The sequence below is a fragment of the Streptomyces sp. NPDC002580 genome (genome assembly GCF_042889485.1).
GTDB lineage: Bacteria > Actinomycetota > Actinomycetes > Streptomycetales > Streptomycetaceae > Streptomyces.
The window spans coordinates 446,874-461,789 of record NZ_JBIAQZ010000004.1; the positions used below are offsets into that span (position 1 = coordinate 446,874).

At 73.6% G+C, this 14,916-nt stretch carries 13 protein-coding genes; 4 read left to right on the forward strand and 9 right to left on the reverse strand.

Annotated features, from left to right (window positions below):
- Positions 1-104: 104 nt before the first annotated feature.
- Complete coding sequence (locus ACFYW7_RS16020; protein ID WP_389502390.1) at positions 105-884, reverse strand: isocitrate lyase/phosphoenolpyruvate mutase family protein; 780 nt, start codon at positions 882-884, stop codon at positions 105-107.
- A gap of 282 nt (positions 885-1,166) precedes the next feature.
- Here ACFYW7_RS16020 and ACFYW7_RS16025 point away from each other — a divergent pair, with 282 nt between their 5' ends.
- On the forward strand, positions 1,167-1,532 hold the full coding sequence (locus tag ACFYW7_RS16025; protein ID WP_389502392.1) for a hypothetical protein: 366 nt from the start codon (positions 1,167-1,169) through the stop codon (positions 1,530-1,532).
- Positions 1,533-1,563: 31 nt separating this feature from the next.
- Here ACFYW7_RS16025 and ACFYW7_RS16030 read toward each other — a convergent pair whose 3' ends face one another.
- Positions 1,564-2,298 carry a rhomboid family intramembrane serine protease gene (locus ACFYW7_RS16030; RefSeq protein ID WP_389502394.1) on the reverse strand — a complete coding sequence of 245 codons (735 nt, stop codon included), beginning with the start codon at positions 2,296-2,298 and terminating at the stop codon, positions 1,564-1,566.
- A gap of 243 nt (positions 2,299-2,541) precedes the next feature.
- Here ACFYW7_RS16030 and ACFYW7_RS16035 point away from each other — a divergent pair, with 243 nt between their 5' ends.
- Complete coding sequence (locus tag ACFYW7_RS16035) at positions 2,542-3,120, forward strand: 1,4-alpha-glucan branching protein (RefSeq protein ID WP_389502396.1); 579 nt, start codon at positions 2,542-2,544, stop codon at positions 3,118-3,120.
- Between the two features lie 80 nt (positions 3,121-3,200).
- On the opposite strand, the gene ACFYW7_RS16040 is transcribed toward ACFYW7_RS16035, so the two are convergent.
- From ACFYW7_RS16040 to ACFYW7_RS16055, 4 genes are all read right to left on the reverse strand, one after another.
- Positions 3,201-4,997, reverse strand: a complete 1,797-nt coding sequence (locus ACFYW7_RS16040; RefSeq protein ID WP_389502740.1) for a DUF2264 domain-containing protein — start codon at positions 4,995-4,997, stop codon at positions 3,201-3,203.
- Between the two features lie 227 nt (positions 4,998-5,224).
- On the reverse strand, positions 5,225-6,313 hold the full coding sequence (locus ACFYW7_RS16045; protein ID WP_389502398.1) for a rhamnogalacturonan acetylesterase: 1,089 nt from the start codon (positions 6,311-6,313) through the stop codon (positions 5,225-5,227).
- 213 nt (positions 6,314-6,526) lie between these two features.
- Positions 6,527-7,882 (reverse strand): RICIN domain-containing protein, encoded by a 1,356-nt coding sequence (locus ACFYW7_RS16050; protein ID WP_389502741.1) that lies wholly within the window; start codon positions 7,880-7,882, stop codon positions 6,527-6,529.
- 382 nt (positions 7,883-8,264) lie between these two features.
- A complete protein-coding gene (locus ACFYW7_RS16055; RefSeq protein WP_389502400.1) occupies positions 8,265-9,218 on the reverse strand; it encodes a LysR family transcriptional regulator in 954 nt (317 codons plus the stop codon).
- A gap of 106 nt (positions 9,219-9,324) precedes the next feature.
- On the opposite strand from ACFYW7_RS16055, the gene ACFYW7_RS16060 reads away from it, so the two are divergent.
- Complete coding sequence (locus tag ACFYW7_RS16060) at positions 9,325-10,152, forward strand: oxidoreductase (RefSeq protein ID WP_389502403.1); 828 nt, start codon at positions 9,325-9,327, stop codon at positions 10,150-10,152.
- A gap of 167 nt (positions 10,153-10,319) precedes the next feature.
- Here the strand turns inward: ACFYW7_RS16060 and ACFYW7_RS16065 are convergent, their stop codons facing one another.
- On the reverse strand, positions 10,320-11,102 hold the full coding sequence (locus tag ACFYW7_RS16065; protein ID WP_389502405.1) for a class I SAM-dependent methyltransferase: 783 nt from the start codon (positions 11,100-11,102) through the stop codon (positions 10,320-10,322).
- A 166-nt stretch (positions 11,103-11,268) separates the two neighbouring features.
- Between ACFYW7_RS16065 and mmuM the strand changes: the two genes are divergently transcribed.
- A complete protein-coding gene (gene mmuM / locus ACFYW7_RS16070) occupies positions 11,269-12,195 on the forward strand; it encodes a homocysteine S-methyltransferase (protein ID WP_389502407.1) in 927 nt (308 codons plus the stop codon).
- Positions 12,196-12,335: 140 nt separating this feature from the next.
- On the opposite strand, the gene ACFYW7_RS16075 is transcribed toward mmuM, so the two are convergent.
- On the reverse strand, positions 12,336-14,084 hold the full coding sequence (locus tag ACFYW7_RS16075; protein WP_389502411.1) for a carboxylesterase/lipase family protein: 1,749 nt from the start codon (positions 14,082-14,084) through the stop codon (positions 12,336-12,338).
- An 87-nt stretch (positions 14,085-14,171) separates the two neighbouring features.
- Positions 14,172-14,870: a ThuA domain-containing protein gene (locus ACFYW7_RS16080; RefSeq protein WP_389502413.1), complete on the reverse strand. Its 699-nt coding sequence runs from the start codon at positions 14,868-14,870 to the stop codon at positions 14,172-14,174.
- Positions 14,871-14,916: the final 46 nt, after the last annotated feature.

Here is a 14,916-nt window from a genome sequence, read left to right on the forward strand (position 1 = left end):
GGACCACGCGGATGCGGCGGATCCCGGCGGCCACCCTCCGGACCGGCCGGAGCCCACCGGAGCCGCCAGGGACCTCGGGGCGACGCCGGGCCGTCCCGGTGCTCTCAGATGTCGCCGCGCCCGTCGCTGAGCGCCTGGACCTCCGCGTAGTCCGGCGCGCCGCCCCGCACCGGCCGTCCGGCCCGGACGTCCCGGGCCGTGTCCAGCGCGGCGCCCAGCGCGCGCCGGTACAGCAGGGACCCGAGGCTGACCCGGCGGACACCGAGGTCGCCGAGCTGGGGGAAGGTCGGGCCCAGCGGTGAGTAGAGGACGTTGAGCGGCACGTCGAAACTCTTCACCAGGTCGGCGATACGGGCCGGGTCGCTCAGCCCGGGGACGAACACGCCGTCCGCCCCCGCCTGCGCGTAGGCGTCGAGGCGACGGCAGGTCTCGGCGTGCCCGCCGTCGCCGAGCCAGTACGTGTCGGTCCGGGCGTTCACGAAGAGCCCGGGCACCGCCGCCTTGACGGCCGCGATCTTCGCCGCGTGCGGCCCCACGGGCCCGAGGCCGTCCTCGAGGTTGATGCCGACGGCCCCTGCGTCGGCCAGCTCGCGCGCCAGTACGGCGACCTCGTCCGGGTCCTGGCCGAACCCGTCCTCGGCGTCCACCGACAGCAGGAAGCTCCCCGAGCCCAGTCGCCGGGCGAGCCGGAGCGTCAGGTCCCGGGTCGCCGCCGCGCCGTCGGGCAGCCCGGCGGCCGCGGCGACACCGAGGCTCGTGGTCCCGACCGCCTCGAAGCCCTGCCGGGCGAGAGCCAGCGCGGAGGCGTGGTCCCAGGCGTTGGGCAGGAGGAGCGGGGTGTCGCCCTGGTGGAGCTCGGCGAAACGCGTGGCGGCGGAACTCATGGCATCTTCCTCACGGGCATCGGCGAAACGCACGGATTACCGTTACCACGGGGCGAGTTCACGGTCCGAAAGGTCGCCGCCCGGGTCCCGTCCCCGCGCTCGGGTCATGAGGGAACGCTAACGGCGGAACGGTTCGGTCACCGGCGAACCGCCGCCGGACCCGTACCTCTTCTCAGCCGGTCGGACCTGGTGTTCGCGACCCCGGTCGAGACCCGCCGGGCCATGCCGGCGGCTCGTCGAACAGGCTTGCGTGAACGTGGTTCCCGGCTGTTCCATCACCCCATGACGCAGCGATCTTCCACGGGCGGGTTCAAGCGCCGGCTCAGCCCGCATCCCTCGCACACCCCACGGACGGCCTGGGTGAGGTTCAACAGGCCCCGGACGGACTCCGGGTGGCCGCTGCTGATGCTCAACTTCCTCGTCTCGGCCCTGTTCACCGCGTTCTTCGTGGAATCGGCGCTCTCCACCCGGCTGATCTCGGCCGTCCTCTGGTGGCTCGGCGTCGGCAGCTTCCTCGAACTTCTATGGACCGGATACGTGATGACGTGCGTCGCCAGGGGGCAGACGGGACAGCTCGCACCGGAGGCACCGCCGCAGGCGCCCACCCCGCCGCCCGGCAGCGGCGGGTACCGGGGCAGGCACACCTGAGACCAGGGCCCGCCCACCGCGACCGACCGGACTAGAGAAGGCCCAGGTCGCCGAGTTCCTTGTGGAGGTCCGCGCGCGGGTTGTCGACGGCTGCCCCCGGAGCGCGGCGAGCGGTCGCGTCCGTGGCACCGGAAGAGGCGGCGGCCCGGACGGGCCGGGACCGCCTGTCGCGGAACAGCCAGGCGCCGAGCAGGCCGCCGATCAGACCGCCGAGGTGTCCGAGCCAGCTCACCCCCGGTGTCCCGGGCACGGCGACCGTGAGCATGTAGGCGAAGGAGGCGGCCATCACGACACCGATCAGCGTGTCGATCAGATGCCGGTCGAAGATCCCGCGGACCACGACATAGCCGAAGTACCCGAAGATCAGGCCGCTGGCGCCCACCGTCTCGACACTGCCCCTTTCGAGGAACCACACCGCCAGCCCACTGGTCGTCGCCACCAGCAGGCTCAGTCCGAGGAAACGGGCCACGCCCCGGTAGGCGGCGAGGAACCCGAAGACGAACAACGGTCCGGAGTTGCTCTCGATGTGCGCCCAACTCCAGTGCAGGAACGGCGCGCTGAGGATGTCGGGCAGGGTGCCGAGGTCGCCGGACACCACCCCGTAGTCCCGCGAGAGGGCGTAGTGGTCCGCGTAGTTGGCCAGTTGCACCAGCCAGACGACCGCGAGGAATCCGAACATGACGAAGAACGCCTTCCGCGCCTCCGCGATCATCCGCTCCGCGTCGACCGGGCCGCTGCCGGCCCGGCGCTGGTCCGACCCGCCCATGGCACGCCCCTCCCCCGACGGAACCCGTTTCCGCCTCACCCCCGACTCTACGGATTCCCGGAGGAATCGCCGCCACCCGGGGGCTCCGGCTCGCGCTTCACCGCGCGGGCGCCGAACGGGACCGCGCGCTCGTCCTCTCGCGGGCGGCCACGACGGAACCCTCGGCCCCTCCCCCTCCGATAAATTCGATCACGCCCGTCGAAGGAAGGACGGGCCCGGACCCACACACCTGCGGGAGCTCGCGTGGCAACTGTCCACCGCACCACCATGACCCCTACGAAACTGGAGCTGCTCACGGGCTGGCTGCCCAAGCAGAGCTGGTACGCGGGCGACGCGGGCACGCCCGAGCTGGTCAAGGCCGGCGGGTTCCGGCTGGACGATCCGCAGGGCGCGGTCGGGATCGAGTTCATGGTCGTGGTGGACGCCAAGGGCGAGGAGCCGGTGGCGTACCTGGTGCCGATGAGCTACCGCGGTGCGCCTCTGGAGGACGTTGCCGCCGAGGCGCTGATCGGCACCTCCGAACACGGTGTGCTCGGCACCCGGTGGATCTACGACGGCGTTCACGATCCGGTGGTGACGGCTCAGTTGCGTGCCCTCCTGAGCGGGGAGGCGATCCCTCAGCACCAGAGCAGGAGCGGCACCGTCGACCCGACGGTCACCGTGCGGGGGACCGGCCCCGGCGAGGGACTCGACGTTCGGGTGCACCACGTCCCGCGTCCGGTGGAGACCGCGTCGAAGTCGTCCGGGCACCTCGTCGCCGGGTGGACCTGGCCGGACGGAACGGCCGCCACGGGAGTCTTCGCGACCGTCGGCCCGCGGTAGCCGGCCCCCAGGCCCGGGGTGAGGCGGCGGGCGCCTCACCCCGGAGGCGGGCGCGGGGGCCGGCAACGACTCCCCGGCGATCACGGTCCCGAGGGCGCGTCCACCCGGGCGACGGAACCGGCGGCACCGGTCGCACCGCCGAACCGGAAGCTCTCCGTGCCTCCCTGGGCCCAGGTCACCGTCATCTCGTACCCGCCCGGCTCCCCGTCCCCGCCCGCCGTCACCCGGACGGACACCAGCTCCGTGAGCGGCCGGGGTTCCGGCTCGGCGGTGAGGCGGACGAGGGCGACGAAGAGGGTGGGGGCGGCTCCCGCGACGCCGGTGACGCCGTCATCCGTTCCCGACAGGCCGTACACGGGCAGGACTTCGGAGCGGGCACCGTCCCGCCCGGCCCAGCCCGTGACCCGTACCGACGTCCCGGGCGCGGCACCCGACACGAGCTGGGCGCGCACTTCCGCGGCACCCCGCGCGACGACGAGGCAGACGGCCGAGACGCCCTGCGAGACGGTGTGCCGGGACGCCGCCCAGCCCTCGCCGACCCCCAGCGGCTCGATCCCCGAACGGCTCGCGTCGCCGCCCACGATCACGCTGTTGTCGTACGACGGTGAGGGCCGCGTCACCGTCGAATAGGCGAGCCGCGTGTAGTACGGGTCGTAACGGACGTCCTCGCTGCCGTGGTTGTGGAGACGGACCACTCCGTCCGAACGTGTCGACTGGAGCAGCCAGTTGGGCGGCCCGACCGGGGTGACGGCGTCGGCGCGTTCCGCCGGGCCGGGTTGCTCCGTGGCCGTCCAGACCTCGTGGTCCGGGGGCAGCAGCAGGCCGATGAAGGCCTTGCCCGCCCAGTACGGCGAGGCGGGTCCCGAATACCTCTGCAGGATCGTCTCGTCGGGGCCGTGCCAGCCGAGGGTGAGCAGGCCGTTCTCGTCCACCGCGCCCCGGTCGAGGAAGTGGCGCAGGGCGCCCGAGGCGAGGCGGCGGGTCTCGCCCGGGGACAGGGGCGTACGGCCGGTGAGCGCGCCGAGCCACAGGGGGGCGGTGGTCGCGAAACGGTAGGTGAGGGAGCGGCCCTGCGGCATCGGCGCGCCGTCGCCGCCGAACAGGCGGGCGTAGTCGGCGAGATGGGACTCCAGACGGCCGGCGTACAGGTCGAGCAGCCGGGTGTCGTCCGCGAGCCAGGCGTGCAGCACCGGGTAGAGGTGCATCGCCCAGCCGTTGTAGTGGTCGAACTTGCGCCCGTGGCCGTCGGTGTACCAGCCGTCGCCGAGGTACCACTGCTCGATGCGCTCCAGGCCGCGGTCGATCGCGGCGCGTGAGGCCTCGGGCTCGTGTCCGATCTCCTGGAGGAAGCCGCCGACCGTGACGGGGAACAACTCCCAGTTGCAGGGCCAGGGTTCGGCGGTCAGAGCGTCGCCGAGCCACTCTGCGGCCCGTTGCCGTACGCCGTCGTCCAGGCGGTCCCACAGCAGCGGCCGGGTCAGCCGCAGGGAGAGCGCGATCGACGCGGCCTCGACGAGCGGCTGGCCGCGGTCCTCGATTCGGGGCCAGACGCCCGCCGTTCCGGCGTCGAGCCCTTCCGCGTAGCGCTCCAGGACGTTCTCGTCACGGCGGAACGCGGCCGTCAGCAGCGTACGGGCGTAGCCCTCCAGCCCGTCGGAGAGCCTGCCGGACGCGCTCGTGTGCCTGCCGGGGAGGTCGTAGAGGGCTCCCCCGGCGGTGGCGTACGGCGTGACCGCGGCGAGCAGGGAGTCGGCGACGGCCTCCCAATGGGCGCGCGTGCAGCCGGTGTACGGACTCCGGGCACGATCCCAGGAAGGCGCCGCGGAGGACTCGCCGAGCGCGTAGGACACGGGGGGTGCAAAGGAGGCGGGGACCATGACCGGGTCGGAGGGCTCGAAGAGCTCGGCAGGCTCGACGGGGTCGGCAGGCCTGCCGGGATCGGCGGACGTCACATGGGCTCCTGTCTTCGCCGTGCCGGGCGTCTCGCCGCGGGAGCACGTCGGACGGACCCTGCGTCCGCGACGGCGAGTGGGCGGCCCGGCATCCCTGGTGGTCGGGGCGGGTACCTGGGGCGCTCCGGTTCCGGTCGGAACGCCCCAGGGGCTCATCCCACCCGCACCAGGGCCCTGGGGACCAGGTGCAGGGCGAGGAGTTCGTCCCGCACCAGGGCCGCGTACGCCGTGGCGCCGCGGGCCGAGGTGTGGGTGTTGTCCCGCTTCTCGTCGTACAGGTACAGCGCCTTGGAACCCTCGACACCGAGCGACTCGACGAGGGCCTTGGTCCTCGCCGTGAGGTCGACGAGCGGCACGTGCTCGGCGGCGGCGACCGAGCGGATGACGGCCGGATGGTCCACGCCCAGGCCGTTCACCAGCAGCGCGGTGCCGTTGTCCAGGGTGCCGTCCGCGTTGAACCAGCGGCGGACGACCGGCGTGACGAGGACGGGCCGGCCGCCCTGGGCACGGACGCCCGCGACGAGTGTCCGGAGGTTCGAGCGGTAGGTCGCCTCGTCGGTCGTCTTGTCGTTGTGGGCCAACTGGATGAGCACCAGGTCGTGTTCACGGATCAGCGACCGGACGGCCGGGAAGAGGGCGGGAGTCGCGAGGTAGCTGACCGTACTCTCCCCCGAGTCGGCGTAGTTGGCGACCGAGAGGCCGCGACGGAAGTACTGCGGCAGTTGCTGGCCCCATCCGGAGTACGGGTCGCCGGGCTGGTCGCACACGGTCGAGTCGCCGACCAGGAGGACCTGCCGGGTGCCCGGGCGCCGGTCACCCGGCCGGGCGGCCCCGACCACCCGGAACTCGGCCGGGGTCACCCGGATGCCGGCCACCGCGGGGGCCGATCCTGCGATGACGAGGTCCAGGCCGGGGGTGCCCTCGGGACCGGTCGGCTCGCCTTCGGGGGTCCGCACGTCGACCGTGAAGCCGCGCCTCACGGGCCGGCCCGCCCCGGTCACGGTCTCGGGGAGCAGCGAGCGTCGGGTCTCACCGCCGATGGACGTACTGGCGGCGGTGTCGCCGCCGAGCACCACGGTGACGTCGTACGTGCCCGGCGGGACGTCGAAGTGACAGGCGGTCGCCGTGCAGTTCTCCGCCGCCGGGACGGGCCGTCCGGCACGCGCCTGGGCCGGGCCTGCCGACAGCGCGCCGACGGCCACCACGGCCAGCAGCGGCACGGCGATCGTGAGGCGTCTCATGGGCGGCTCCTCCGGCAGGACGAAAGGACCTGGCGGCAGGACGGTACCCGTTCTCGGCAAGCGCTTTCTAGTCCCTGGCCGGATGAGAATCACCGGCCGCCCCCCCTTTTCTCGAAAGCACTTTCGGGAAAAGGGGGGGCGGCCGTTCACTTCGCGAGCCACCCGCACCCTCGCATCAGCCGACGGCCGGACGCCGACGACCCCAGCGGGCGATCAGGTGCCGCGTGTCCACTGCTGGTTGGCGCCTCCGTTGCAGGTGTACGTGATGAGGGCCGCGGAGTTGGCGGTCGACGCGCCGTTCACGTCCAGGCACTCGCCGGACGCCTTGGCCTTCAGGAGCACGTAGCCGCCCGAGGCCGTGACCGACCACTGCTGCGCGGTCGTTCCCGCGCAGTCCTCCTGGGTGACGCCGGTGGCACCCTCGGTCAGACACAGGGAACTTCCACGGCCCATCAGCTCGTAGGAGCCGCCACCGAGGGGCTTGAACCAGAATTTCTGGTTCCCCCCGCCGTTGCAGGTGTACTGGGCGAGTGCGACCCCCTGCCACAGCGACTGGTTGGGCACGTCGGCGCACTTGGCGGAGTGGCGGGCCGTCAGGGTCTCGTAGGTGGCGCTCGTTCCGGCGACGGTCCCGGCGGTCGTGTCGACGGTGACCTCGGGGGACCAGGACAGGGACATCGTGGTCGTCGTCGGGAAGGAGAGCGGCAGCCAGACGTACCGGGAGTCGTCGACCGCACCTCCGAAGGAGTCGCCCCAGCGGTCGCCCATGTAGAGGTACGAGGTGCCCGAAGTCCCCTGCACGGGAAGGACGTACGCGGTCTGCGAGCCGTACGCCGTGGAGTCGCCGACGTTCGTCATCGCGGTCCAGGGGCCGGCGAGGGAGGTGGCGGTGGCGTACTGCTGCTGGTTGGCGCTCCAGCCGGTGGCGGCCGACGTCAGCATGAAGTAGACGCCGCCCCTCTTGAAGAGCGCGGGCGCCTCGCGGTGGCCGCCGTGCCAGGGGTCGGCGACCAGGGCCGCGACGCCGGTGTAGTCCGCGGTGAGCCGGTAGATCTGGAGGTCGTAGTTCTCGCGGGCGGCGGAGACCATGTAGCCGGTGCCGTCGGTGTCGACGAAGGTCGTCAGGTCGCGGGACATGTACTGGCCGAGCGGCTGGAAGCTGCCCCGGTAGGCGTAGGCGCCGTCCACCGTGTCCGACACGGCGACGGCGGCACGCGCCTCGCTGTAGTCGACGCCGTTCTCCTTGTGCATCCACATGACGAACTTGCCGGTGGACGCGTTGTACACGACCTTGGGCCGTTCGATGTAGGCCGTGCCGAGTTCGGTCGCGCTCGACTGCGTCAGGACGTGATTGCGGAACTCCCAGTTCTTCAGGTCGGCGGAGCGGTAGGCGTCGACATACCTGAAGGTGTTGTCGGCGTTGCGGTTCTCACCGAACCAGTAGTAGTAGCTGCCCACCTTGAGGACTCCGCCGCCGTGCGCGTGCAGCGCGGCGCCCGAGGCATCGGTGAACTGGGTGCCGTTGGTGATCGTCCGGGCCGCCGCCCGGGCGGGCCCTGCGGCGAGCATTCCCCCGCTGAACGCCAGACAGAGGGCGACCAGGAAGGCCCACACCCGTCCCGCGGTGCGCCGTACCGTGCGGGTGGGTGGGCCGGAGTGGTCGGCGCGCAGGCCGGAAGCGCGGCGGACGGAGTGGGCGGGAGCGAGGGAGGGGGCGGGGCCGACGGTACGGGCCGCGCAGGTGGCGTGGGCGCGACGACCTGTCCGATCCCCGCCCTCGCCCCCGGGGCTCGGACGACTGGTGCGACTCACACGACTGGTGGGTTTTCCGCGGCTGATGGGATTCACGCGGTTGATACGGCTCATGCGGTGACCGTCCGTCCGGTATGCCGAACATTATCTGCGATTACGAACGTTGCCGCCGAAAAAGTAAGCGCGTACTACGACGAGGTCAACGGGACGGACGGGACCCGTCGTCCGCCGCGGGGCTCACGGGCCGGCCGGGACGGCGCCCCGAGGCGAGACGGCCCGCCTCGGCGTAGGCCCGGACGAGCGGGCGCCGGTCGTCGGCGCGCCAGGCGAGCGCCAGTCTGCTCGGCGCGATGCCGCGCACCGGACGGGTCACGACACCGCCCCGGGTGAGCAGCGGCGCGTTCCCCGCGGCGAGCAGACAGACCCCACGGCCGTCCACGAGGGCCTCGTAGGTCTCGTCGGCGTTGGCGGCCTCGGCGCCGATCCGGGGCGGGCGCCCCGCGCGGTCGTCGAGGGCGAGCCAGTAGGCACGCAGCACTCCGGCGGACTCGGGGATCGCGATGAACGGTTCGCCGAGGAGGTCCGCGAAGTCGATCTCCGCACGGTCCGCGAGGACATGGGTGTCCGGCAGCGCGACATGGCGCGGCTCCTCGGCCACCACCACCCACGCGTAGCGCTCCTGGTCCGGCATCGGCAGCCAGACGAACGCGACGTCCACCGAACCGTCCGCGAGTCCGGCGCTCGAGTCCGCCCAGCTCACCTGCCGCAGTTCGATCCTGGCCGCCGGACAGGCCTCGCCGAACCGGGACCTGATGGCCGGCAGCAGTCCACCCCGACCCGGGCTGGTGCTCATGCCGACCACCAGGGTCGCCAGTTGCTCGGCCTTGGCGCGCTCCACGGCCTCGGCGGCGCCGGCCCACTCCGCGAGGACCCGGCGCGCGTGGGGCAGCAGGGCCGCGCCCACCACGGTCAACCGCACGCCCTGGTGGTCCCGTTCGAAGAGTTCCGCGCCCAACCGCCGCTCCAGCGCGCGGATCTGCTTGCTGAGGGCGGGCTGGGAGACGAAGAGGCGCTCGGCGGCGCGGGTGAAGTGCAGTTCTTCGGCGACGGCGACGAAGTAGCGCAGGTCCCGCCCGTGAACGTCCATGGCCATAACCCTTGGTTATCACGAAGGGTCTTGGACGGGCGAGGGGACTCGGGGCGAGGCTCGACGTATCGGAAGCACGACACCGTGCGCGGAGACGACCGGGGAGTCGGACATGAGCAAGGTATGGCTGGTCACGGGTGCGGGCAGCGGATTCGGCCGGGCGTTCACCGAGGCCGCCGTCGGACAGGGCGACGTCGTGGTGGCCACGGCCCGCAGGCCCGAGGCGCTGGCCGGTCTGGTGGCGGCCCACCCCGATCAGGTCGAGGCGCTCGCCCTCGACGTGACGGACCCGGCGGGCGTCGGATCCGTCGTGGCCGACGTCGTCGAACGGCACGGGCGGATCGACGTGCTGGTCAACAACGCGGGCCGCACCCATGTCGGTGCCGCCGAGGAGACCACGGACGCGGAACTGCGGTCCCTTTTCGACCTGCACTTCTTCGGGCCCGCCGCACTGGTGCGGGCCGTGCTGCCGCACATGCGGGAGCGGCGCTCGGGGGCGATCGTCCAGATGAGCAGCATGGGCGGGCAGATGTCGTACCCGGGGTTCGCCGCGTACTGCGGCACGAAGTTCGCGCTGGAGGGCTTCTCCGACGCGCTGGCGGGCGAGGTGGGGCCGCTCGACATCAAGGTACTGATCGTGGAGCCGGGAGCGTTCCGTACGAACCTGATGGGCGCGGCCGGCGTGAGCGAGGAGATCGCCGACTACGCGGACACGGTCGGCCCGACCCGGCGGGCGGTGGCCGCCGGTGACGGTGCTCAGCCGGGCGACCCGGCGAAGGGCGTGGCCGCGGTCCTGGCCGCCCTCGCCGACGAGCACACTCCGTTGCGGCTGCCGCTCGGCGACGACGGGGTGGACGCCGTCCTCGGTCACCTGGACGCGCAGCGCGCGGAGATCGCGGCCTGGGAGAAGACCGCGCGGGGCACCGCGTTCGAGGAGTGAGCCGCGGGTGCCGGACGCGGGTGACGATCGCGGGCGCCGGTCGCGTTCCGCGGTCGGCCGCCCTGCCGCGCCGCGGCGGGCACGACGGCGACGACGACGCGGTTCCGCGGTGACCGGAGGCGCGCGGTCCGCCGGAGGGAGGCGCGGCGCCCTGCGGAGCGGCGCCCCTAGGGAGCCACGCGCCGGGTCGTGATCAGCTCGTGCAGGTACCGCTTGGTGACGCTGCCCCCGTGCCGGTTGTCGATCAGTTCGGCGACGCAGTCGAGGAGACCGGCGAGGGCGGGCGCGGGCAGGGCCCGGTGGTTGGAGTAGGTGCGCAGGACATCGAGATAGGAGGCGGTCGTGCAGGTGATCTCCTGGGGGAAGCGCCGGATCTCGACGGGCCCGAGGCGGTCGCAGGTCTCGAGTTCGGCGGTGTCGGAGGTCACCGTGCTCTCGTCGGACAGGCGCAGGCCGGGCGGGGTGTCGGGGTCCCAGCGTTCGTAGCAGCGCTGGACCCGCTCGAAGAAGTCCGCGGAACCGCCGGCGACGTGGTGGGTGGTGACCAGGGCGAGGGTGCCGCCGGGGGCGAGGGCGGCGGTCGTCCTGGACACGCGGACGGCGGGGTCGATCCAGTGGAAGGCGGTGGCGCACACCGCCAGTTCGAAGGCGTGGCCGGGCGGGGGGCTCCAGTCCTCGAAGGCGGCGACCTCGACGCGGGCATCGGGGAACGGCCGTAGATTGCGCCGGGCCACCGCCGCCAGGGACGGCCCCAGTTCGACCGCGGTGATCCGCAGTCCGGCCCGGGCCAGGGGCACGGTCAGCTGTCCCGTTCCCGGGCCCACCTCCAGGACGTGCGCGGCCGGGGAGAGCCCCGCCCCGGTGATCAAGGCCTCGACCAGGGCGGGCGGGTAGCCGGGGCGGGCGCGGTCGTAGAGCTCGGCGTCCTCGTCGAACACGTCACGCAGCATCCCCCAAGGCTAGGGCGTGCCGTGCGGACCGTCCTCGGGTTCGTGACGCCCGGCGCGATGCCGGGCCCGGGCCCGGTCGGCCGCGCCCTGATCCCTGCGGCGCCCGGGCCGACGGCGCCGTACGGAGCGAACCTCCCCATGTCGACGTATCGACTAGTTTCGGAACATGACCAGCGACGCCGCCCTCGCCCTCACCGACGCGCTCTCCGCCGGCACGGTCGTGCTCGACGGAGGCATGTCCAACCAGCTCGAGGCGGCGGGACACGACCTGAGTGACGCGCTGTGGTCGGCCCGGCTGCTCGCGGAACGCCCCGAGGCGATCGTCGCGGCGCATCTCGCCTACTACGAGGCGGGGGCCGACGTGGCGATCACCTCGAGCTACCAGGCGACGTTCGAGGGCTTCGCCCGGCACGGCGTCCCGCACGACCGGGCGGCCGAGCTGCTCGGCCTGAGCGTCGAACTGGCGCGCGAGGCCGGGCGGCGCGCGCACGCCCGGGGTGTCGCCCGGCCCCTGTGGGTCGCCGCGTCGGTGGGCCCGTACGGGGCGATGCTCGCGGACGGCTCGGAGTACCGAGGGCGCTACGGGCTGAGTGTGGCGGAGCTGGAGCGGTTCCACCGGCCGCGCCTGGAGGTGCTGGCCGCCGCCGCACCCGACGCGCTGGCCCTGGAGACGGTCCCGGACACGGACGAGGCGCTGGCGCTGCTGCGAGGGGCGCGCGGGCTCGGCGTACCGGCGTGGCTGTCGTACAGCGTCGCCGGTGACCGCACGCGGGCCGGACAGCCTCTGGAGGAGGCCTTCGCCCTGGCCGCCGAGGCGGACGAGGTCGTCGCGGTCGGGGTGAACTGCTGCGTCCCCGAGGACGTCGACGCGGCGGTCGCCGTCGCCGCGCGCGTGACCGGGAAACCGGTCGTGGTCTATCCGAACAGCGGCGAGACCTGGGACGCCCGGGCCCGCGCCTGGACCGGCAGCCCCAGCTTCACGGCGGCGCGGGTCCACGGGTGGCGACGGGCGGGGGCCCGGCTGATCGGCGGGTGCTGCCGGGTGGGCCCGGTGGCCGTCGCGGGCATCGCGAAGGCGCTACGGGCCACGTAGCCCTGCGCTCCTCCCCCGCCCCCGACCCGCGCCCCCGGAAGCGGCACCCGGACATGGCCCGGGCCCGGCCCGCCCGACCCCGGCCGACAGCTCCTGTCCGGCCCGTCCCGGCCCGTGGGCGTGGTGCCCTGTCCGGCCCGTCACGTCCGTTCGGCGCCGCCGGAGCGGCGGAAGCGGCGTACGGCCGACAGGGGCGACGCGATGCGTGCGGACGCGGTGACGGCAGGGGGCGACACGGGCGCGCCCTCCATGGAGCCGGTGCCGGAGCCGGATGCGGCTCCGGAGCCGGAGCCGGAGCCGGTCGGCTCTCCCTCGGGTCCGGCCGTGGGCCGGTCCACCGGCCGGGCGGCGGCCCTGGCCGATTCGTCCTCCCACAGGGCGAGCTCACGGTCGCGCGGGCCCCGTACGGTGTGCGGATCACCGGCACCGAAGACGTGGACCGGGTGCGAGTCGTCCCAGGCGGGCCACCCCGGGTCGCCGTGGGCGGCGAAGCGCACCCAGGCACCGTGCATGGCGTCCGCCAGCTCCTGCGGGGCGCCCTCGCCCGCGAGCTTCGCCGACTCCGGCGCGTCGGCGGTGTCGAAGACGAAGCCCAGTTCCAGGGCGTGGCAGGCACCGAGTCCTGGCACGTTCGACGGCCAGGCGAACTCGTAGACGTACGCGGGGGCCCGGTCCCCGCCGGGGACGTCCGCGTCGAGGGACGCCGTGGGCCGCCCGGTCCGCGCGTCGGCGAGCCGGTGCAGCGGGACCCTCAGGAGGTGATCGGTGATGATCTGCCCGACGAGATCGGCGATGCCCGCGTCCGGGTGGAGGGCGCGGTAGCCGCGGGGCACCTCGTGACCGCAGCGGCAGCGGGCCATCGCCCCGGCCAGGGCGACCGGACCGAGCCGGTCGACGCGTTCCACGAGCCCACCCGGTACCAGCCACAGCCGGTACTCGTCGCTGGTCCAGCCGAGGAGGAGGCCGACGTCCGGCGCCGCGCCCTCGACCAGGGCCTCCAGCGGGTCGCGCGGCACGAGGTCGCCGTCGACGACGATCCCGAACGCGGGACCGCCGAGCACCGGGCTGCTGAGTCTGCCCACGTCGGCCTGGGTACGCAGGAGCAGGTCCCGGTCGACGGCGGCGAACGCCTCCGCCGTCGCGGGGATCTTCAGCCGGGTGGCCATCCTGCGGACCATCCGGCGGACCTTGTCGCGGTCGCTCGCCTCGGGCGGCCCGCTCTGCAGGACCGCCCGGTGGAACAGTCCCCGGGAGCGCGGACTCGCGAGCAGCGCGCCGATGCTGATGGCGCCGGCCGACTCGCCGAAGACGGTCACCCGGTCGGGGTCGCCGCCGAACCGGGCGACGGACGCCCGCACCCACTCCAGCGCGGCCAGTTGGTCGCGCAGTCCGGGGTTGGCGGGCGCGTCCGGGAAGAGGCCGTACCCCTCGATGCCCAGGCGGTAGTTGACGGACACGAACACCACGCCGTCGCGCGCGAAGGCGCGGCCGTCGTAGACGGGAACGGCCGAGGAACCGCGGGTCAGGGCCCCGCCGTGGATCCACACCATGACGGGGAGCCGGGCGCCGGGGTCCGGGGCCGGGGTCCACACGTTCAGGTTGAGGCAGTCGTCGCCCGGCACGACGGGGTCGGCGAGGAGCCGGGCGAAGGCCTCGGAGTACGGCGGCTTCGGCGGCGTCGGCCCGAACGCGGTGGCGTCCCGCACCCCGTCCCAGGGCTCGGGCGGCTCGGGCGGGCGGAAACGGCGGGCGCCGAAGGGCGGGGCGGCGTAGGGGATGCCCCGGAAGACCGCGATCCCGTTCTCGAACCGGCCGCGCACCGCTCCGTACGGGGTGGCGACCACCGGGTCCTTCGTCCCCACCACCGGATCCACCGCGTCCACCGCCATCCTGGACCAGCTCCTCAACGTCGCGAGTCGTAAGGATCAGAGCACCACATCACCTCCGGGTATTCCTGCCGAAGCTCCCCGTTCGGCCTATACCGACTCCGGCCCGGGCCTGTCCGCCGTACGGGGCTTCCAGGACCGACGGGCCGCCCAGCGGATGCCGCCGAGCAGGTGCCCGCGGAAGTCCGGGTCCCCGTACGCCTCCGAGGTGTGGCCGAGCGCGGTGTAGAAGACCCGGCCCGCGCCCTGTTCCCGGCACCAGACGAGAGGGTGGTCGTCGCCCATCCCGCCGCCCTCGTAGGAGGTTTCGTCGGCGGACGCGAGCACCCGCACCGAACCGCGCGGGCTGGAGCGGAAGTCGTACCACTCGTCCGTGAACTCCCAGGCGGGGGGCAGGTGGTGGGTGGCGGGATGTCCGTGGTCCTCGACGCGGACGCGTCCCGGCTGGAGGTCCGGATGCCGGTCGAAGCGGGCGCCGAGCAGTTCGCCGTAGCGGGGCCACTCGTACTCGGTGCAGGCGGCGGAATGCACTCCGGCGAACCCTCCGCCGCCCTCGACGTACGCCGCGAGCCGGTCGCGGCCCGGGGGCGTCAGCACCTCGCCGCTCGTCGACAGGAAGACGATCGCCGCGTACGGGTCCAGGGGCGCCTCGAAGGCCGCGGGGTCCTCGGTGGCGTCGACCGCGAAGCCGTGCGCGTCACCGAGGGCGCGTACGGCGGCGACGGCGGCCGGGATGGAGTCGTGCCGGTAGCCGGTGGTACGGGTGTACACGAGAACACGGAAGACCATGCCGGGAGCGTAGGGCCGCCCCTGGCCCGGGCGGTACGGTGCCTCG

Bases quoted from the DNA above. Each gene is read 5' to 3' on its own strand.
- ACFYW7_RS16040 (WP_389502740.1), bottom strand. From the start codon at position 4,997: ATGGTCCCCGCCTCCTTTGCACCCCCCGTGTCCTACGCGCTCGGCGAG.
- ACFYW7_RS16030 (WP_389502394.1), bottom strand. From the start codon at position 2,298: ATGGGCGGGTCGGACCAGCGCCGGGCCGGCAGCGGCCCGGTCGACGCG.
- ACFYW7_RS16065 (WP_389502405.1), bottom strand. From the start codon at position 11,102: ATGCTGCGTGACGTGTTCGACGAGGACGCCGAGCTCTACGACCGCGCC.
- ACFYW7_RS16050 (WP_389502741.1), bottom strand. From the start codon at position 7,882: ATGCTCGCCGCAGGGCCCGCCCGGGCGGCGGCCCGGACGATCACCAAC.
- mmuM (WP_389502407.1), top strand. From the start codon at position 11,269: ATGACCAGCGACGCCGCCCTCGCCCTCACCGACGCGCTCTCCGCCGGC.
- ACFYW7_RS16045 (WP_389502398.1), bottom strand. From the start codon at position 6,313: ATGAGACGCCTCACGATCGCCGTGCCGCTGCTGGCCGTGGTGGCCGTC.
- ACFYW7_RS16055 (WP_389502400.1), bottom strand. From the start codon at position 9,218: ATGGCCATGGACGTTCACGGGCGGGACCTGCGCTACTTCGTCGCCGTC.
- ACFYW7_RS16020 (WP_389502390.1), bottom strand. From the start codon at position 884: ATGAGTTCCGCCGCCACGCGTTTCGCCGAGCTCCACCAGGGCGACACC.
- ACFYW7_RS16025 (WP_389502392.1), top strand. From the start codon at position 1,167: ATGACGCAGCGATCTTCCACGGGCGGGTTCAAGCGCCGGCTCAGCCCG.
- ACFYW7_RS16060 (WP_389502403.1), top strand. From the start codon at position 9,325: ATGAGCAAGGTATGGCTGGTCACGGGTGCGGGCAGCGGATTCGGCCGG.
- ACFYW7_RS16075 (WP_389502411.1), bottom strand. From the start codon at position 14,084: ATGGCGGTGGACGCGGTGGATCCGGTGGTGGGGACGAAGGACCCGGTG.
- ACFYW7_RS16080 (WP_389502413.1), bottom strand. From the start codon at position 14,870: ATGGTCTTCCGTGTTCTCGTGTACACCCGTACCACCGGCTACCGGCAC.